Annotated in this window: 17 protein-coding genes and 1 riboswitch; of the genes, 6 read left to right on the top strand and 11 right to left on the bottom strand. The window is 46.1% G+C overall.

Annotated elements, in window-relative coordinates; all coding sequences use genetic code 11:
- The first annotated feature begins 31 nt into the window (after positions 1–31).
- Positions 32–1009 carry a homoserine kinase gene (locus tag HB364_RS31390; protein WP_167292411.1) on the top strand — a complete coding sequence of 326 codons (978 nt, stop codon included), beginning with the start codon at positions 32–34 and terminating at the stop codon, positions 1007–1009.
- A 41-nt stretch (positions 1010–1050) separates the two neighbouring features.
- Positions 1051–2352 (top strand): threonine synthase, encoded by a 1302-nt coding sequence (thrC, locus tag HB364_RS31385; RefSeq protein WP_167292410.1) that lies wholly within the window; start codon positions 1051–1053, stop codon positions 2350–2352.
- 128 nt (positions 2353–2480) lie between these two features.
- On the opposite strand, the gene HB364_RS31380 is transcribed toward thrC, so the two are convergent.
- The 5 genes from HB364_RS31380 to HB364_RS31360 all read right to left on the bottom strand — a co-directional run bounded on the left by HB364_RS31380 (position 2481) and on the right by HB364_RS31360 (position 7375).
- Positions 2481–3737, bottom strand: coding sequence for a homoserine dehydrogenase (locus HB364_RS31380; protein ID WP_167292409.1), 1257 nt, complete (start codon positions 3735–3737; stop codon positions 2481–2483).
- Between the two features lie 85 nt (positions 3738–3822).
- Positions 3823–4275: a preQ(1) synthase gene (gene queF, locus HB364_RS31375; protein ID WP_167292408.1), complete on the bottom strand. Its 453-nt coding sequence runs from the start codon at positions 4273–4275 to the stop codon at positions 3823–3825.
- A 33-nt stretch (positions 4276–4308) separates the two neighbouring features.
- Entirely contained in the window at positions 4309–5493 is a 1185-nt protein-coding gene (locus HB364_RS31370; RefSeq protein WP_317170732.1) for a cystathionine gamma-synthase, read from the bottom strand.
- 246 nt (positions 5494–5739) lie between these two features.
- Positions 5740–5851, bottom strand: a riboswitch (SAM riboswitch).
- A 121-nt stretch (positions 5852–5972) separates the two neighbouring features.
- Positions 5973–6641 (bottom strand): porin family protein, encoded by a 669-nt coding sequence (locus tag HB364_RS31365; RefSeq protein ID WP_167292406.1) that lies wholly within the window; start codon positions 6639–6641, stop codon positions 5973–5975.
- Between the two features lie 62 nt (positions 6642–6703).
- Positions 6704–7375, bottom strand: coding sequence for an OmpA family protein (locus HB364_RS31360; RefSeq protein ID WP_167292405.1), 672 nt, complete (start codon positions 7373–7375; stop codon positions 6704–6706).
- Positions 7376–7540: 165 nt separating this feature from the next.
- Between HB364_RS31360 and uvrA the strand changes: the two genes are divergently transcribed.
- Together uvrA and HB364_RS31350 are read left to right on the top strand one after the other, a co-directional pair.
- Positions 7541–10441: an excinuclease ABC subunit UvrA gene (gene uvrA / locus HB364_RS31355; protein WP_167292404.1), complete on the top strand. Its 2901-nt coding sequence runs from the start codon at positions 7541–7543 to the stop codon at positions 10439–10441.
- A 15-nt stretch (positions 10442–10456) separates the two neighbouring features.
- Entirely contained in the window at positions 10457–10996 is a 540-nt protein-coding gene (locus tag HB364_RS31350; RefSeq protein ID WP_167292403.1) for a 5' nucleotidase, NT5C type, read from the top strand.
- A 240-nt stretch (positions 10997–11236) separates the two neighbouring features.
- On the opposite strand, the gene HB364_RS31345 is transcribed toward HB364_RS31350, so the two are convergent.
- The 6 genes from HB364_RS31345 to HB364_RS31320 form a co-directional block, all read right to left on the bottom strand.
- A complete protein-coding gene (locus HB364_RS31345; protein WP_167292402.1) occupies positions 11237–11644 on the bottom strand; it encodes a T9SS type A sorting domain-containing protein in 408 nt (135 codons plus the stop codon).
- A 75-nt stretch (positions 11645–11719) separates the two neighbouring features.
- A complete protein-coding gene (locus tag HB364_RS31340; RefSeq protein ID WP_167292401.1) occupies positions 11720–12679 on the bottom strand; it encodes a DUF6089 family protein in 960 nt (319 codons plus the stop codon).
- A 148-nt stretch (positions 12680–12827) separates the two neighbouring features.
- Positions 12828–13301, bottom strand: a complete 474-nt coding sequence (locus HB364_RS31335; RefSeq protein WP_167292400.1) for a GNAT family N-acetyltransferase — start codon at positions 13299–13301, stop codon at positions 12828–12830.
- A 100-nt stretch (positions 13302–13401) separates the two neighbouring features.
- A complete protein-coding gene (locus tag HB364_RS31330) occupies positions 13402–14712 on the bottom strand; it encodes a replication-associated recombination protein A (RefSeq protein WP_167292399.1) in 1311 nt (436 codons plus the stop codon).
- Positions 14713–14751: 39 nt separating this feature from the next.
- Entirely contained in the window at positions 14752–15597 is an 846-nt protein-coding gene (locus HB364_RS31325) for an alpha/beta hydrolase (protein ID WP_167292398.1), read from the bottom strand.
- Positions 15598–15653: 56 nt separating this feature from the next.
- Positions 15654–15917: a hypothetical protein gene (locus HB364_RS31320; protein ID WP_167292397.1), complete on the bottom strand. Its 264-nt coding sequence runs from the start codon at positions 15915–15917 to the stop codon at positions 15654–15656.
- A 738-nt stretch (positions 15918–16655) separates the two neighbouring features.
- On the opposite strand from HB364_RS31320, the gene HB364_RS31315 reads away from it, so the two are divergent.
- Together HB364_RS31315 and HB364_RS31310 are read left to right on the top strand one after the other, a co-directional pair.
- On the top strand, positions 16656–17795 hold the full coding sequence (locus HB364_RS31315; protein ID WP_167292396.1) for a T9SS type A sorting domain-containing protein: 1140 nt from the start codon (positions 16656–16658) through the stop codon (positions 17793–17795).
- A gap of 163 nt (positions 17796–17958) precedes the next feature.
- Entirely contained in the window at positions 17959–18990 is a 1032-nt protein-coding gene (locus tag HB364_RS31310) for a DUF4300 family protein (protein WP_167292395.1), read from the top strand.
- Positions 18991–19775 lie beyond the last annotated feature (785 nt).

The following is a 19775-nucleotide window of genomic DNA, read 5'->3' as shown; positions in this document are numbered from 1 at the left end:
GACAAGCATATAAAATACAGAATTCAGAATAATGAAAGAAGAAGCAGAAAAAAAAATAGCCTCCCCTTTAGGGGCCGGGAGCAGGGGCGTAAAAGTTTTTGCTCCGGCTACTGTGGCCAACCTCGTATGCGGATTTGATGTATTGGGCATGGCTCTGCACCGTCCGCAGGACCTCATGTCGGTAAGCCTGCGGGATGAGCCGGGTATTGTTATACAGCATAGTGATGGTTATCAATTGCCGGTAGAACCGGAAAAGAATGTGGCAGGCGCCGCCCTGCTGGCCATGCTGGAGGAAGTGAACAACCCGCCGGGTTTTGATATAACGATTGATAAACGCATTAAGCCGGGCAGCGGACTGGGTTCCAGCGCCGCCAGCTCGGCCGGTGTGGTAGTGGCCGCCAATCACTTACTGGGGAATATTTTTTCCAATGAAGACCTGGTGCGCTTTGCCATGAATGGGGAGAAGGTAGCCAGTGGGGTGAAGCATGCCGATAATATTGCCCCGGCCATTTATGGAGGTATTACGCTTATCCGTTCCATCTTTCCGCTGGATATCGTACAGCTCACTGCCCCGCCTTTATATGTTACCGTGGTGCATCCGCAAATTGAAGTAAGAACAGCCGATGCGCGGCAGATATTGCGTAAGGAAGTGCAACTGAAGAATGCCATCAAGCAATGGGGCAATATAGCCGGACTGGTAGCAGGGTTTATGAAGAATGATTATGGACTTATTGGCCGTTCACTGGAAGATGTGATCATTGAACCCGTGCGCAGTATCCTGATACCCGGTTTTGATGAGGTGAAGAAATACAGTAAGGAAGCAGGTGCATTGGGTGGCGGCATTTCCGGTTCAGGGCCTTCTATCTTCATGCTGAGCCGTGAAGAAAGTACTGCTCAACAGGTAGAGTATGTGATGACGGAAGTGTATGTGAAGCTGGGCATCGAGTTCAAAACTTATGTTACCACCATCAGTTACGATGGCGTGAAGGTTGTAGCGGATGAGGAGTAGCAATAATCAATAATTAATAATCAGTAATTATCAGTGGTTGTATGCGGTATTATAGTTTAAACAAACAATCTCCGGATGTTGATTTTAAAGAAGCTACCATCAGGGGGCAGGCGCCCGATAAAGGATTGTATTTCCCGGAGACGATTCCGGTAATGGAGAAGGCTTTTTATGATCATATAGAGCAGTATTCCAATGAAGAGATCGCCTTCCGGATGATCAGGCCCTATGTAGCAGGAACAATGCCCGATAGTGAACTGGAAAGGATCGTAGCAGAAACAATCAACTTCCCGATACCGCTGGTGCAGGTCCAGGATGATATCTATTCACTGGAATTGTTTCATGGCCCCACGCTGGCTTTTAAAGATGTAGGGGCACGGTTCATGAGCCGTTGCCTCGGTTATTTTGCACAGGAGCGTAAAGAAAAAGTGATCGTACTGGTAGCTACTTCAGGCGATACGGGCGGCGCCGTGGCCCACGGCTTTTATGAGGTGCCGGGCGTGGAGGTGGTCATCCTGTATCCTTCCGGTAAAGTAAGTTCGGTGCAGGAGAAGCAGCTCACTACGCTGGGAAAGAATATCCATGCGCTGGAAGTGAAGGGTAGTTTTGATGATTGCCAGCAACTGGTAAAGCAGGCGTTTATGGACCCTTCGCTCACCAGTAAGCTATTCCTTACTTCTGCCAACTCTATCAATGTGGCCCGGTGGCTGCCGCAACAATTCTATTATGCGCTGGCTTATAAACAATGGAGCGATAAAAGTAATCCGCCTGTGATCTGTGTACCCAGCGGTAACTTTGGTAATATCTGCGCAGGTCTGCTGGCACATCGTGCAGGATTGCCGGTACAACATTTTATTGCCGCCTGCAATGCCAATGATGTGGTGACGCATTACCTGGAGGCCGGGGAGTACCAGCCTAAAAAAGCGGTGCCTACTTTATCCAATGCGATGGACGTAGGTAATCCCAGCAATTTTGTGCGGGTATTGGAACTATTTCACCAGGAGTTTGGCGCACTGAAAAATGTATTGAGCAGTTACAGCATTACCGACGAAGAAACAAAAGCCACTATTAAGACGGTATTTGATAAATACCACTACCTGCCCGACCCACATGGTGCGGTAGGCTACCTGGCCCTGCAAAGGTACCTGGCACAGCATCCCGGTGAAAAAGGTATGTTCCTTGAAACAGCCCACCCGGTTAAATTCTATGATGTGGTAGAGCCGGTGACAGGGGAGGCTATACCCTTGCCACAGGCGGTACAGGCCATGATGGTGCTGAACAAGCAAAGCCACCTGATGGAACCGGAATATGAAGCACTGCAGCAGTTCCTGAAAAATACGTTTTGATTGTCTAAGGGTGGGTCGCCTTTCAAAGGCGGCTCACCCTTAAGTTATAACAACAAGGCCCTCCACTTTGCGGGAGGGCCTTTGCTTTTCATGCAAATACAACAACAAAAAACAGACGAACAAAATCTTTATATTATTCCAGCCAGTTCAAGGCTCTTTTTCTTCAGTTTGCGGATCTCCACATCTTCTATAATAGCTTCTGGAGAAAGGATGAGGGAAGTATTATTTTCTTTCCACCAGCTATTATCGCGCAGCTCCTTAAATGGCAATACACCTACCAGGTACTTACGGTCTGTTTCTGCATGCCACTCTTCAATCCATTCAAACCGCTCTTTGGGAATATACTTCCAGTCGTCGAAGCTCACATATACACGTACATAGAAATCAGTAGTCAGCTCCTGGGGAACGTGGTGATATAATTTTTTATACTCGTATTTGTACTGATAGCGCAATGCAGAGAGATCGCTCAATACAGCGGAGGCAGTGGGGAAGCTGCCGGCGCCTTTGCCATAGAAGAACTGTTTATCAGCAAAGCCACTTTCGATCACTACGCCATTGTATTCATTTTTCACAAAGGCCAGGTGGTCATCATGCTTGATGAACTGGGGCAGTACAAAAGCGGCTACCTTGCCATTCTGCAGCTTCTTGGCCTGGGCTACCAGTTTAATATCAAAATGTTTTTCTGCTGCTACAGTAGCATCGCTGCCCTGTATATTCTGGATGCCATTGAATACAATATTATCGGTGGTTTCCACAATGCCATAGGCATGGGTAAGCAGGAAGGTCCATTTGTTGGCGGCATCATAACCTTCCACATCGAGGGAAGGGTCTGTTTCAGCAAAGCCCAGTTGCTGTGCCAGCAATACAGCTTGCTGATAGCCCAGCTTATCCTCAAACATCTTGGTGAGGATGAAGTTGGTAGACCCGTTTACGATGGCCTTGATGGAATGCAGCAGGTCGTTGTCATAATACTCTTCGAGGTTACGTATGACGGGGATGGAAGCGCAGGCGGCAGCTTCATACAGGACAGAGCGACCTGTTTTTTGCTGCAGGCCCAGTATTTCCGGCAAATGCTCAGCGATCATCTTTTTACTGGCGCTTACCACATCTTTACCGTTCTTCAGGGCTGTAGATACGATCTCAAAGGCAGGCTCCGATTCATTGATCACTTCTACGATCACATTGATCTCGGGGTCATTGAGCAGTACATCCTTGTCAGTGGTAAATAATTCTGCCGGAGCTTCTCTTTTCTTGCCGGGGTTCTTGATACACACTTTTTTAATCGTGGCTTTCAGGGAAGGGGTCTGCTGCAACACTTTATACAAGCCTTCTCCCACTACTCCAAATCCGAATAAGCCAATTGTTAACTGTTTGTGAGCTTCCATGTTCTATTTGCGATTTTTTTGTTCCTGAACTGTTAATTGTTGTTGTCGTTGTTGTTATTGCACCGGCAATCGCCTGTTGTTCTCTTTACATGCTTACTGACCATTCATCTTCAATGATCTGCCAGTCGTTGAACTTCTCCTGGCCACCCCTTGACTTCCAGTCTGAATCAATCGTGAGCTTGGAACTGATGCCGCCACGCGGGTTGCAGATCATTACCAGCCTCAGCCTTTCGGGATCGTATACCTTTAACAGATCATCATAAATAATGTTTATCAGGCGCTCGTAGGATACGACGATATTCCGCAACTGGAAAACGTAATGTTTGAATGATTTCAGTTCTATGATCTTGCTTTTGGGGTAAAAAGTGAGGTAAATAACGGCAAAGTCAGGCTGCTCCCTTACTCCCAGGAAGGTAAACTCAGGTATTTTGATCTTGATCTCATACGCCTGGTTGGTGGGGTTGGGGATAGCGATTAAAAGACTGCTGTCTATGTCTTTATACGTCTTTACCAGTTCTTTTATGGTATCCGTGGCCATGTTGATGTTAATAATTATTGAGTGGTTAATGAATTATGCCAATACTGTTTCCAATGCCTGTGGGCTGTGTTGGTGTAATGCATCCAGGGCTGTTTGCAGGTCCTGGATCAGGTCTTCTGCTTCTTCCAGGCCAATGCTCAGGCGGATAAGGCTGTCTGATACACCTGCCGCCTGGCGCTTTTCGGCCGGAATGGATTTATGCGTCATAGTGGCGGGATGGCTGACGAGGCTTTTGATGCCGCCCAGGCTTTCTGCCAGTTTGAACAGTTGGGTAGAAGTAGCAAAAGCGCCGGCTGCTTCGATCGTATCTTTCTTCAGGCTGAAGGAAACAATACCGCCAAAGCCTTTGGATTGCTTTTTGGCTATCTCATGGTTGGGATGCGTTTTTAAACCGGGATAGTATACTTTATCTACTGCGGGATGTTTTTCCAGGAATTCCGCCACTTCCTGTGCAGTGGCGCAGTGCTGACGGAGGCGCAGGTGCAGGGTTTCAATACCGCGTATCACCAGCCAGCTATCAAAAGGAGCAAGGATAGCGCCACAGGCATTCTGGATAAATTTGATCTTTTCACCCAGTGCTTTGTCTTTGGTTACTACTGCTCCGGCTATCAGGTCACTATGGCCGCCCAGGTACTTGGTGGCAGAATGCACTACAATATCAGCTCCCAGCAAAAGAGGCTTTTGTAAGGCGGGTGAAGCAAAAGTATTATCCACGCAAAGTAAACAGTTATTGGCTTTTGCTATTTTGGCAATGGCTTCAATATCGGAGATCTTCAGGGTAGGGTTGGTGGGTGTTTCCAGCCAGATGAGCTTTGTTTTGGGCGTGATGGCATGGAATACTTTTTCGGGATCGGAAGTGTCTACGAAATTGATCTTAATGCCGAATTGCTGGTATACCTGGGTGAATAACCGGTAGGCGCCACCATAAATATCATCTACGGCTACTATTTCATCGCCGGCCTGGAGGAGTTTGGCAATGGCGTCAATGGCGGCCAGTCCGCTACTGAAAGCAAGACCCACTTCACCGCCTTCCAGTTTGGCCAGGATGCTTTCGAGGGTGGCGCGGGTAGGGTTGCCGCTGCGGGCATAATCATACCCTTTGTTTACACCGGGCGCTTCCTGCACAAAAGTGGAGGTTTGATAAATAGGTACGGATACGGCGCCGGTTAACGGATCTACAGGAATGCTGTGAATGAGTTGTGTTGTCGCTTGCATGATAAACAGTTTTTTTGTTCTGTTCCGCTTTCAGCGGAATCCGGAACGATGTTAAATGTTGTGATTATACAGTGTTCTGCGACAGCACTTATCAAGAGTAGTTATTCTTCGGAAGAGTTCGTTGCTTTTATTGCCCTGCCCTTATTGCCTCTCCCTTTAGGGAGAGGGGCAAAAAACAAAAAAGCTCTTCCGATGAGTCAGAAGAGCTTTTCAAATATGTTGTTACAGTATTATAGAAGCTATTGATCTGACTTATCTGTCCCACTTGCGTGGGCTGGACGTGGCACCTTATCGCGCTGGTTAGCGTGACAGGTTGTCAAGGCTTCATCGGGCCATTTCCCTCAGCCTTTCTTGATAAGAGATGTATAAAGAACTGGTGCAAAGATATCACCGGAAAGTAAATTTCCAAATTTTCTTACAAAAAAAGAAGGCTGCCCCTGAGGGACAGCCTTTTATAGATCTGATTGTTGCTGTAAAAGTGCTTAGAAACGGTAGCCTACAGATACGCCAAAACCGGTGTTCTTGGTTTTGAAATCATCTTTGTCCGCTCCTACCACTTCGGGGCTGATATTGGTGAGGCCCAGTTGGGCATTGAGTTGAAAAGACAGTTTGTTGTTGAACTCATAACCTGCCAGGAGATTAGCGCCAAAATCGAAACGCCTAACAGTATAAAAATACATTCCTACTTGGTTTGCTGGTAATTCGCTCTCAAATTCAAGGTCAACATCTCCATCATCTGATTTAACCTTGCCGCCTATTGCATATCCGGCATAGGGACCAAATCCCAATAACAACTTACCGGTTCCCAGTACAGGTTTATACAGGAAATTTACGGGCAATTCGAGATAGGAGATATTTGTTTTTGTATCATCGTCATCATCCCAATTGGCTCCTTTGGTAGAGAACAATAAACCTGGCTGAATATAAAATTCATCCGCGATAGGGATTTCCGCGTTTACACCAATATGAAAGCCTGTCTTTAATTTAAAATCCAGATCATTCCCTAAAAACTCGCCATTCAGGTTTTGAAAGTTAATACCCGCACGCACGCCAAAGGTAGTACCACCAACAGTGGTTTTTGTACTTTGTGCCTGTAAAATAAAGGTTCCTAATAAACATGCAGCGGTAAAGGCAAATACTTTCGTTTTCATTTGCTATTGATTTTGATTTATGGTGAACTTTTCTTTGAAGTGGTTTAGGTGTGTCGGGGTGGTTAATTTTGTGCTTCTTTCTGTGCGTCCTGTTTCATCTTTTCGTTCGCTGTGATCAAAAAGTTCACACGACGGTTTTGTGCACGGCCATCATCGGTGTCATTGGTGGCTACAGGTGCTGATTCGCCATATCCTTTGGTGGTGATACGGGAAGAGCTGACGCCGCGGTTACGCAAATAGGTGGCTACTGCGCTGGCCCTTCTTTGAGAAAGCCCCTGGTTATAGGAGTCAGAACCCTTGCTGTCTGTGTGGCCCTGTACTTCAATATTGGTATCAGGATACTCTTTTAATACAGATACCAGTTTGTCCAGGTTACCTTCAGCAGAAGACGACAGGTCGGACCGGTCATAGCCAAATAAAATCTTTTCGCTGAATTCTACTACAATACCTTCCCCTACACGTTCTACTTTGGCACCGGGAACTCTATTCTCAATTTCCTTGGCCTGTTTGTCCATTTTCTTCCCTATAAGTGCGCCGCCAACGCCACCAACGGTAGCGCCTATAATGGCTCCCAGGGCTGTATTACCGGCTGCCTTACCGATTACGCCGCCAACTACTGCTCCGCCGGCAGTACCAATAACAGCGCCTTTCTGGGTTTTGTTCATGCTTTTGCAACCGCCTAACAAGATAGAGGCTGCCACGATTGCTGTGAGGGTGTTTTGAAGTGGTTTCATAAATAGTTTTTTGTTGAATAAATCCAAGTCACCCCTTTCAAACTTTATACCACATTGCCAAAATCTGACATATCTGCCTGAAAATGAGAAAGAAAATCCTCATTCCGGTGCCCAACCTTTCAGTCTGGCATTTGTTCTTATCTTTGACCCTTCCCAAAAAATCATATGGCGAAAGTTAAAAAGGCAGTGCCGGCAGAGAACGGACAAACCGGCAGTAACGCATCGCACGATGCGATAGAAGTGTTTGGAGCGCGGGTACATAATCTCAAGAACATTGATATTAGTATTCCAAAAAATAAACTGGTGGTCATTACGGGTATTAGTGGCAGTGGTAAATCATCACTGGCCTTTGATACCATCTATGCCGAAGGTCAGCGCAGGTATATGGAAAGCTTCGGCGCTTATGCCCGGCAGTTTATTGGCGATATGGAACGGCCTGAAGTGGATAAGATCACCGGCCTGTCGCCCGTTATCTCTATCGAGCAGAAGACCACCAATAAAAACCCCCGTTCCACGGTAGGCACCATTACAGAGGTGTACGACTTTATGCGGTTATTGTATGCCCGCATTGGCGAGGCATATAGTTATAATACCGGTAAAAAGATGGTGAAGTTCAGCGAAGAGGAGATCGTGGACAATGTATACAAGAAGTTTAAAGGTAAAAAGATCACCGTACTGGCGCCGTTGATACGCGGACGTAAAGGGCATTACCGGGAGCTGTTTGAAGACATACGCAAGAAAGGTTACCTCAAGGCACGTATCGACGGCGAGATTAAAGACCTGGCGCCCAAGATGCAGGTAGACAGGTATAAGATCCATGATATTGAAGTGGTGATTGACCGCCTGCCGGTTACCGATGATATGCGGGTACGTTTAAGTCAAAGCGTGCAAAAGGCATTGCAGGTAGGTAAGGACCTCATGTTTTTGTCGGTGGAAGGGGTAAGCGGAAAAGAGGCAGCTCTGGTACAGTATTCCAAACTGCTGATGTGCGAAGACAGCGGCATCAGCTACGAAGAGCCCTCACCCAATACTTTTTCTTTTAACAGTCCTTATGGCGCCTGCCCCGTGTGCAAAGGTTTGGGCAATGTGTACCAGATCAGCATGGAAGCTATTATGCCTGATAAGAACCTCACTATTAATGAAGGGGCTATTGCTCCCTTGGGTGCTGAACGGGATGCCCATGTGTTTAAACAGGTGCAGCAACTGGCTAAAAAGAATAAGTTCAGCCTGGATATGCCAGTGAAGGACCTGCCCAAAAAGGCGTTGAACCTGGTATTGTATGGCGCTGAAACTGCGCCGGAGGAAGAAGAGCAGTTTGATTTTGATGAAACTACTACAGGAGGTCCTTTATACCAGACGGAATATGAGGGCGTGATCCCACAATTGAAACGCTGGTTTGCCGGTGGTAATACAGATGCCCTGCGCGACTGGGTAGAACAGTTCATGGAACTGCGGGTATGTAATTCCTGTAATGGCGCCCGCTTAAAGAAGGAAAGCCTTTGGTTTAAGGTAGATGAAAAGAATATTGCAGAACTGAGTGAGCTGAACCTCGATAAGCTGATGGCCTGGTTTACTGGTATTGAGAACCGGCTGAGCAATAAACAAAATGCCATTGCCAAAGATGTGTTGAAAGAGATCAGGGAGCGTCTGCAGTTTTTACTGGATGTTGGGCTGAATTACCTCACTATGAACCGTACTTCCCGCACCCTGAGTGGGGGAGAGTCGCAGCGTATCAGGCTGGCTACACAGATCGGTTCGCAATTGCAGGGTATTACCTATATATTGGACGAACCGAGTATCGGATTGCACCAACGCGATAATATGCGGCTGATAGAAGCGCTGAAAAACCTGCGCAATATTGGCAATAGCGTACTCGTGGTAGAGCATGATAAAGACATTATGCTGGCAGCCGATCACCTCGTGGACATAGGCCCCAAAGCTGGCTATCATGGCGGCAGGATAGTAGCCCAGGGCGATCCGGCAGCATTGTTGAAACTGGATACTCTTACTTCCTCTTATATCAATGGTCACCGGGCTATTGCTGTTCCCAAAGAACGGCGTAAGGGCAATGGTAAATTCCTGGAGATAAAAGGCGCCAAAGGTAATAACCTGAAGAATGTAGATACTAAGTTCCCGCTGGGTAAGTTCATCGTGGTAACTGGTGTCAGTGGCAGTGGAAAGTCAACCCTTATCAATGAAACCCTTTATCCTATCCTGAGCAAGCATGCCTATAACTCCAAAATGAACCCGCTGGAGTATAAGAGCATCAAGGGATTGGAGCATGTAGATAAAGTGATAGAGATAGACCAGAGCCCTATTGGCCGTACGCCGCGCAGTAACCCCGCTACCTATTGCGGCTTCTTTACTGATATACGCACCCTGTTTGCTTCTGTACCCGAAGCAAAGATCAGGGGATACAATGCAGGCCGTTTTTCTTTCAATGTGAAAAGTGGCCGTTGTGATGTTTGTGAAGGCGGTGGTATGCGCGTGATAGAAATGAACTTCCTGCCCGATGTATATGTGCATTGTGAAAAATGCCAGGGCAGGCGGTACAACCGGGAAACTCTGGAGATACGTTATAAAGGAAAGTCTATCAGTGATGTACTGGATATGACGGTAGAGGATGCTGTGGAGTTTTTTCAGAATGTTCCTTACATCTACCGTAAGATTAAAGTGCTGGAAGAAGTAGGACTGGGATACATTACGCTGGGCCAGTCGGCTGTAACACTCAGTGGCGGTGAAGCGCAGCGTGTGAAACTGGCTACCGAGTTGGGTAAGAAGGATACCGGTAAAACCTTTTATATTCTTGATGAGCCTACTACCGGTTTACACTTTGAAGATATCCAGCACCTGCTGGATGTATTGTACAAGCTGGTAGACAGGGGTAATACGGTATTGGTGATTGAGCACAATATGGATGTTATCAAGGTGGCCGATCATGTGATAGACCTGGGGCCTGAAGGAGGCGATGGCGGCGGCAGGATACTGTTTGAAGGAACGCCGGAAGACCTGTTGAAGGTGAAAGAAAGTCACACCGCAAAATTTCTAAAAGAAGAACTTAAATAATTTGAAGATTTGATGATGGAGCAGACTACCAAAAAGAGAGTAATTATTGACATGGATGAAGTGATTGCTGATCCGATGGGGGATATGATCACGTGGTATGAGCAGCAATACGGAAGAAAAGTGGATTATAGCAAGATGATAGGTTCATGGGTGAAAGGCTTCCCGGAGGAACACCATACCCTGATACGGGACCGTCTCAGATCGCCCGGCTTCTTCCGGCACCTGCCGGTGATGAAGGACAGTGTGGAAGTATTGCGTGAAATGAATGAGCGGTATGAGATCTTCATTGTGTCGGCTGCTATGGAATTCCCCAATTCCCTGAAAGATAAATACGAGTGGCTGCAGGACCATTTCCCTTTCTTTAGCTGGCGGCAGATCACCCTCTGCGGCGATAAGCGGCTTGTTTACGGCGATTATATGATAGATGACCATGCGTTCAACCTGGTGCATTTTCCAGGCAAAAAATACCTCTATTCCACGCCTCATAACCTCCGCGAAACGGAGTATGAAAGGTTAGGTAGTTGGGAAGAAGCAGGAAAGATTTTTCTTGGATAAAAACAGATAGCCGGCCATTATTCATAGCCGGCTACCGGAGGATACTGGGATAAACCAGAGTTCGTTTAAGCTGCTCCCAATAAGCGGGCGCAGGGAGTGATCAATAAAATCTTTTTTATCAGGGTACTTAGAACGATAGGGAACGGATCAGGTTTTTGACTCAACCGGATATTTGGATTTTACTAATTTCCCTGCTGCTTATTGGTTATAAATTAAGGGTAGCAAGAGAATAGTGATTATTTACCGCACAATTACCTGGCCGTTTTCCAGCCGCTCATCATCACTGAATACTTCATACAGGTAATTGCCTTTTCCCATATTATTAAGTACAGTTGTTTCTTTATTGCGAATATTCGCCTGTTTTACCAGCTTGCCTTCCAGGTTGAATAAGAACAGTTGATATACCCTGCCTTCTTCTCCGCTGGCGTTGAAGAATAGCACCTGGTGGTTGGCATTGGGATATAACCTGATCTTATGTTTCTTGGTGTTCACCTGCTTTTGCACCAGGATGGTGTCGGCAGGTTGCCCGGAAGACGAAACCGGAAGCCCCGGCATGGCAAAGGAAGAGGTTGACCATGTAAGCATGCCAATGACCAGCAGGGGCATGGCATGTCCATGTAGTTTTCTCCAGGGTATAGTTGTTTGCATAGAGTGACCTTTCGTTAAAAAGGCTTTGTTTTGAAAAGGGTACGGATTAAACAAATACGATCTGACGGGGCTTGGTTAGAACCTGATCGGGCAACGGGTTGAGTTACCCCAACGGTCGTTGCTGGTTATACGCCAACCCAGTTTGAGATTAACAGTATAATATGCGTCATTATTCGTTGCTGTACCGCGCTTATCGCCCGTGCCGAAACGGGTAGATGTATTGAGACCGCTCTTATTAGCCATCATAGAAGCCAACGCTGCCTGTGCTGGTGGCATATTGTTGTTATAAAAAGCATTCTCATCAATATAAGTAGTACTTACATCATCAATATAATCGGTAAAGGTTTTGCGGTGGATTACTTCAAGAGCTACATGGAAGGTCTCGGTCAGGAAGTATTTTACACCCACACCCATGGGAATATTCAGTTGGGTTAATTTATAAGGCTTCCTGTCAGGATATTGGGAGAAACCCTGACCTTCTGTATGCAGGGGTTGGAGGTCTACCCATTGGCCATTATCAGGACGGGTACCCTGAGGTTTGAATTTGAAAACACCTACACCAACTATGCCATAAGGGCGCAGTTTTAACCAGGTATCTTCAGGATCATTTTCCAGGAGTACAGTAGGATATACTTCTGCCAGCACCAGGAATTCAGTTAATTTAGAACGGAAGTTGGAGTTGCGGATCTTACGCGCTTCTTCCAGGCCTCCCTTGCCTTTAATGTCGGCATCATCGGCTTGCAGTTTACCAAAATTGAGCGCTAAGCGGAATGATAAATAGGGTTTTACAGCGTATGCGCCCCAAAGGCCGAACGACAGCGTCGTTGTATTGAAGGTATTGTCTTTGAGGAAGGTAGTACCCCTGCCCGGATTACCTCCAATGTCACCCAGGAAGTTACTGGGACCTAATGTGATGCCCGCTTCCCAATAAGTGCTTTTGTCGCCATACTGGCTAAATGAGGTTAAATGAGCAGTCAGGATAATGAGTGTTAAGGCTAAACACTTCTGCACGGCAGCGTGTAGATGCTGTTTCATGGAATATCAGATTTAGTTTTTCAGATGGTCTGTAGATCCGGCGACTAAAGTAATAGCCACTGAATTTTCCTACAAGAAAACGCAGAAATATTTCTTTTTGTGTGTACTGTGGAAAAAATAAAACAACACTAGGGGTTTTACTATAGCATTATCTGGGAAATTCTGTTAGTAACATTTCGATATGTTCAATACCGTCTTCTAAATATATTTCGCTGGACTGTTGAAAACCAAAGGATTCATAGAATTTTTTGAGGTACAACTGGGCGCCGATGCGAATAGGAGTATTACCAAAAATAGTATAGGTGGTTTCAATAGATTTTTTCATCAACAGCCGGCCTGCTCCTGATTTTCTCATTTTGGGAGAAGTGACTACCCGCCCAATGGATACTTCTTCAAACGAAATGCCGGCGGGCACCAGCCGGGTATAAGCTGCGAGCAGGCCATCATGCCAGCCCATCAGGTGCCGGGAAGCCTGGTCTTTATTATCTATATCCTGGAAAACACAATTTTGTTCTACAACAAATACTTCACTACGCAATTGCAGTATGGCATAGAGTTCACGGGGGGTAAGCTCATCAAAGGACTTGCAGGTCCAGTTGATAGTGGTAGTAGTAGTTCTCATGATAATGATCCCAAAGGTAATACAGTCTGCCCTGACAGCAAGCGGGGATGAGCCAATGGGCCGTTTGGATGTATAGATCCCGTCTTTATTGAGTTTTTCTTTAATACCCGTATTTCTCTCCCCACAAGCCTTTTAAAAACCGGCGTAGTTCTTCTTCCCGTGCATTCCTGCCCGGATCATAAAATTTGCTGCCGGCAAGTTCAGCAGGAAGGTATTCCTGTGCGGAGAAGTTCTTTTCGTAGCTGTGCGCATATTGATAATCCTTGCCGTAACCCATGTTCTTCATGAGTTTGGTAGGCGCATTGCGTATATGCAGTGGCACCGGCAGGTCGCCATGCTGGCGCACGGCCGCCAATGCTGCGTCAATGGCCATATAAGAAGCATTGCTCTTGGCAGAAGCTGCGAGGTATACGGCACACTGTGATAAAATAATCCTTGATTCCGGATAACCGATTTTATTCACGGCATCGAAAGTGGCATTGGCCATAACGAGGGCAGTAGGATTGGCATTGCCGATGTCTTCACTGGCCAGTATCACCAGTCGGCGTGCAATAAACTTTACATCTTCCCCGCCTTCTATCATACGCGCCAGCCAATACACTGCAGCATTGGGATCACTGCCCCGTACCGATTTAATAAAAGCGGAAATAATATCATAATGCTGTTCACCTTTTTTATCGTACAGGGCTATACGTTGTTGGGCGATGCTCATCACCTGCTCGTCAGTAATAAGGATAGCTTCTCCCCCTCCACCGGAGAGCTTGTCCCGACTCGTCGGGAGGGCCGGGGGGAGGCTATCCACCACGAGCTCAAATAAATTCAGCAACTTCCGCGCATCTCCGCCGGAAATATTGATCAGGGCTTCTGTTTCCTGCAGCTCAATCTTCTTTTGGGAAAGTACTTCATCTCTTTCCATAGCCAGCCGCAGCAGCCTGATGAGATCTTTTTCTTCCAGCGACTTTAGTACGTATACCTGGCAACGGCTGAGTAAGGCACTGTTCACTTCAAAAGAAGGGTTCTCTGTAGTAGCGCCTATCAGCGTAACAATGCCTTTTTCCACAGCGCCCAGCAGGGCATCCTGTTGCCCTTTGTTGAAGCGATGTATCTCGTCAATAAAAAGAATCCCCTTTTGTATCTGCCTGGCGGTATCAATGGCCTCGCGTACATCCTTTACGCCGGAACTAATGGCGCTGAGGGTGAAGAAAGGAGCCTGTAAAGTATGGGCTATAATATTGGCAATAGTGGTTTTACCAGTGCCGGGCGGTCCCCACAGGATCATGGAGGGAACCTTTCCCTGCTCAATAGCGGTGCGTAAAATACTTCCTTTGCCGGCAAGATGATCTTGTCCCACCAGGTCGTCCAATGTTTCCGGACGCATTCTCTCAGCCAATGGCGGCAATGTGTTTTTCATGCCGACAAGGTAAGGAAAAACAAAAACCGGGCAATAGCCTTACGGCACGTGCTGCCGGATGAATTTTTCTATTTTGTTGAAAGAGTCGTCCAGATTGGGGCCTTCCCAGCTATGACCTTCGTTGGCGTAATAAATGTATTCGTTATACACGCCTGCCTCCTTCAGTTTGTCGATGAGCCGGGTAGCCTGGGCAGGTGGCACCAGGTCATCTTTACCGCCCTGCAGTAAGAGGGTGTGGGCCGATTGGGGTGTTACAAAATGAATAGGACTGCATGACTCGTATAAGGCGGCATTTTGGGCAGGCGTGGCGCCTACAATAGTAGCCAGTAAAGCCGGCACGCCCTGTTGACCGGGATGATCATACAGGTAGGTAAGGTCTGTAGGACCAAAAAAGGAAACAATGGCTTTGGGAGTAGCTTCATTGGCATATTTATATCCTTGCAATAAGGCCAGGTGCCCACCGGCGCTGGCCCCCAGCAGTACAAATGTTTTTGAGAATTTATATGCTGCAGATTTATTCAGGAGAAAGCTTACTGCGGCCTTTACATCCTGCTCCTGTGCGGGAAATTTATTTTGTCCGTTGAAGGTAAAAAGCCGGTAATTGATATTGGCAAAGACATACCCCGGCAGGCGGCGTTGCAATTCATTGATGTAAATGTCAAAATCAGCTTTGTCTCCATCGGCCCAGGCGCCTCCATGGATCAGCACCATCAGTTTGGTAGTACTGGCATTGGCGTTGGAAGGGAGGTAAAGGTCCATCACTTGTTTAGCGTCGGTACCATAAGCTACGTTGACTTTTTTCTCGTAGGTGGCAGTATTGTCCTTTTCCTTTTGGCACGCAAAGAGGACTACGGTAAGGGTTACCAGTAATAGGGGTTTTCGCATACTCAAAAATACGTTGTGCCGGCCATTGGCCCTGCAACTATTTAGTAAATGAAAGATTAAATTCCCTGTGCAGGGTCACTATCCAGGAATCTGTTTAACGAGGCTTCATGATTACGGCGGATGGCCCTGCGCAAAGACACCTGGATCACAATAATATAGAGACCGGTGAGGCCAATGACAGTGAAGGCTGAGAGGGTTAAGTATATCATTAAACCATCCCGGAAAGTATAATTTTCCCTGGGCAAAGTTTCACTGAATCCGGCTATCGTTAATAATACAACAGCTATAACTACCACCAATGAAAGAATAAACAGGAGCATAGAAAAGCGATGTAGCTTTTTCCCGAAAAGTTTGTCAGGGTAAAATTTTTCCAACAGATAAATATTGACACTGCTGTTGGCCAGGAGAATAGATGGACAAAGAATTAATATTAATACGCCTAAAATATCTTCAGTGGAATTGAACTTGATCCTTGCGGTAAAAATTGTGTACAGCGCCAATACTCCAATAGCCAACGTACAGGTCATGTGAAGATAACTGACTATCCTGAATATTTTCCATTTAAGAGGCAGCATAAGCAGGGTGTTAATAAGGGTTATTGAGGGTCTTGCTGATCAAATTAACCGTATGACATTCAGCACAGGGAAAGTCCATTCATACGACAATATAGAAAAAACCGGGAAATTATGCACCGTGAAGTGCCTGCATATAGGTAAAGTTGCAATATTTTTTACGGGTTACCTTTTTTTGTTATAACAACTGTAAATAACGGTGTTAGGCACACAGCCTTCTATTCTTTTATAATAGCAGCAATCATATCTTGTTATCATTTGTCAACATTCGTAAGCAGGTACTTTCATTAATGGACATTATTTTATATTCTTGTCCTTGATTCCGTACAAAATTCAAACCCTATGCATCCTAACTGTACCTATGATCTTAAAACTATGAACGCCTATTTTGCTGCCTGGCTCAGGCATTGCATTCCTTTATGCTCCCTGATATTTGCGGGAATACTGTTTTCCCAATCTGCTATATCACAGTGTACACCACCTTCCATGACATTTAAGAACCCTACGCTGATCAGTGGCACTGGCGGTAGTGTTGGCGCTGTATACCGGTTTACTGATGTAATTCCCGGTGTCGACGCTACCATACAGGTAATGGCCCTGGTTGGAGGCGCCGGTCTTAACCAGATGGACAATACTTCACAAGGATATTATGATGCCTGGCAGCCTTATGTAACGGCAGGCGGCAATGCCACCTCCTACCTCGACTGGAAGATCACTTTCAAGAGAGGCGGCACCATGATAGACTCCCTATTACCTTGTCTGGCTATTACGGCCGTAGATATTGATGGTGATAACAGCCGTTTGCGGGAATTCATTGTAGCCTCCACACCGGGGGCTTATGCCGTAGATCCCTTTACCTATCTCACTGTTGGTTTTGATGGTGTGAATTCAACTGCTACCGGACAGGTATATACTGTTCCCAGCATTGATACTGCTGAAACACAGTATATGTTCCAGATGAACTTTAATAATGTAAGTACGATCTATTACCGGAATGGTTCTATTTCTACCAAACCTACTATTGACGTACGTCATACCTGTATTTACTTCAAGTCCTTTTTTGATACAGAGGTCCTCCTGCCGTTGCGGATTGTTTCATTCACGGCAAAGAATGCCCATACAGGCATCACCCTGGATTGGACAGTGGCCGATGAGAAGGATGTATTACATTATACTGTGCAAAAAAGCAAGGATGGAACCAGTTGGGGAGACATCGGAAAAGTGAATGCGCAACAGGGTGTACTTAAGTACAGTTTTGTTGATCCAACCGAAAGCACTGGTAAAATATACTACAGGTTGAAGCAAACCGCTACCTACGGAGATGAATCTTTATCGCGCATGATTGGCATTAACAATGCGGGCGGCTCACTGAAGGTGACGATCCCCACCGTGGTTGCCAACAATAATATGGCGATAGAGCTGGAAGCTTCTCAAAAAGAAGTATATCACTTTGCTGTGTATAATAGCCAGGGCAGTGTTGTAAGGCAGCGTTCTTATTCAGTGCAGGCGGGTATCAATAACCTGCAGTTGGACGTGCCGGCCCAAAGCCCTTCCGGTATTTACATGGTAGCTGTGCGTAATACACAGGGTGTGGTTGTTAGCCGTACACGTATATTGGTACAATAAACGCTGCTGCCGGCAATCGATTGGTAATCAGTTTGCCGGCAAATTGGCTAAATATTTTTCTGTAGCGGCAATACTATAAAGCCATTGCTGAAACGGGTTTTAATTTTTTGACAGGTGTAATAGACGTAAACTTGTGTTACGATCCGTCAAAAAATTCAACCCTATGGACTCCAACTGTACCCCTGCCGGCAACATAGTCCGTTATAGTTGCCGTTGCTTTCCGGCCTACCGTTATATGCCATTGCTTGTGGCCATGCTATTGTCTCTTGCCGCACTGCCTCAATGTGTTTCTCCTTCCATGATCTTTAAGACACCATCGCTGATCAGTGGTACCGGTGGTACTGTGGGCGCTATCTACAAATTTAGCAATGTAGCTACCGGTATTGATGCTACTATTGAGATTGTGAACCTGATGAATGGCGCGGGACTTAACCAGATGGACAATACCTCACAGGGTTATTATAATGCCTGGCAGCCTTATGTAACCGCCGGTGCCAATGATACCTCCTACCTCGACTGGAAGATCACTTTTAAGAAAGCCGGTACACTGGCAGATACTATATTACCCTGCCTGTCTATTACAGCCGTGGACATTGATGGCGATGGCAACAGGTTGAAAGAGTTTATTAAAGCCTCCACGCCTGGCGCCTATGCCGTAGATCCGAATACTTCGCTGAATGTGAGCTTTGATGGCACCAATTCTGTGGCTATTGGTGGCGTAGCTACGGTACCCAGTATTGATACTTCTGAAAAGAAGTACATGTTCCAGATGGATTTCAAGAACGTAAGCACCATTTTATACCGCAACGGCTCTATATCCACCAAGTCTACCACGGATGTGCGGCATACCTGTATTTATTTCCAATCTTTTTTTAAGAACGGACTGGTCATTTTACAGGAGCAGGAAAGGAGTAATACTATTCCCCGCAATGATGAGCAACTGGCAGTGAACTGTCCGGGCATATCTGGCAGGCATATACCAGTGGCGCTAACGTCGCCTGCTGCCGGTATCTACCGTTTTTCCGTATATCATTTACAGGGGCAGGAGTTGTGCCGGCGTTCTTATGCAGCCCATGCAGGCGCCAACCGGTTGCAACTGGAACTGCCGGGCAACAGTGCTGCAGGCATCTACATATTGGCAGTAAGTAACCAGCAGGGCGCAATGGTATACCGGAAGCGGCTATTGGTGCGATAATAGAAGCTGTTTAACCCTGCCTGTTTTTTTTACCTTCGAATTCGAGGGATTTAAAATGAGGATTATGAAGTTGCTCCCAAATTCCCAGGAATTCTTAAAAAATTATTTATACTTGTGTGCTATTTGGTCAGCAGCAAGCCGGAGGAAAATAAAAAGCTATAGAGCTCTTATAGAGGAGTTATAGAGCTCCTATAGAGCACATATAGAAAGGGTAATCCGGAGACAATCCCGGGTATATCCGGGAAATATCCACAGCATATATACTGCAGACCCCAGGCCAACCAGTGCATCGGGTTAAGAGATACAGCGCATAGCCAGACAATAATACACCCATACTACCACAAGCAGGTGTCTATAGGCAGCCTAAAAACTAAAAAGACGACACCCTTCGGCATCGCCTTTTCACGCAAAAAAATTTCATCTCAGGAAGCTCGTTAACCTGGGTGGCTTTTCCCGGATGAGCTGGATTTTAAATGGTTCTCTTTCAAAGGAATGGATCTTGATGTGGTTTCAGGACGTATTGGATCTTGGTTTTTTACGGCTATCTCAAAAAATGAGATTGGTTTTCAAAGGATGGATCGCCTTTATTGGGTTAGGTATGGGTTACTACTTTAATCAGACTCCAAAGGAAAAGAAAGTTGACTGACATTGGATTTTAGCTGGTTTCATAGAATATTAGAATTCTTTCTGGACGGTTATTTTAAGGACATTGGACGGTCTGAGGTTGCTAATCCTCGTCAATCAACTTCTATAACAAAAGTAATTGTGGATAACTATGTGGACAA

This window comes from Paraflavitalea devenefica, assembly GCF_011759375.1.
In the GTDB taxonomy this organism is placed as follows: domain Bacteria; phylum Bacteroidota; class Bacteroidia; order Chitinophagales; family Chitinophagaceae; genus Paraflavitalea; species Paraflavitalea devenefica.
The sequence above is the reverse complement of the archived record's forward strand: the minus strand, read 5'-3'. Positions and strand labels throughout refer to the sequence as shown.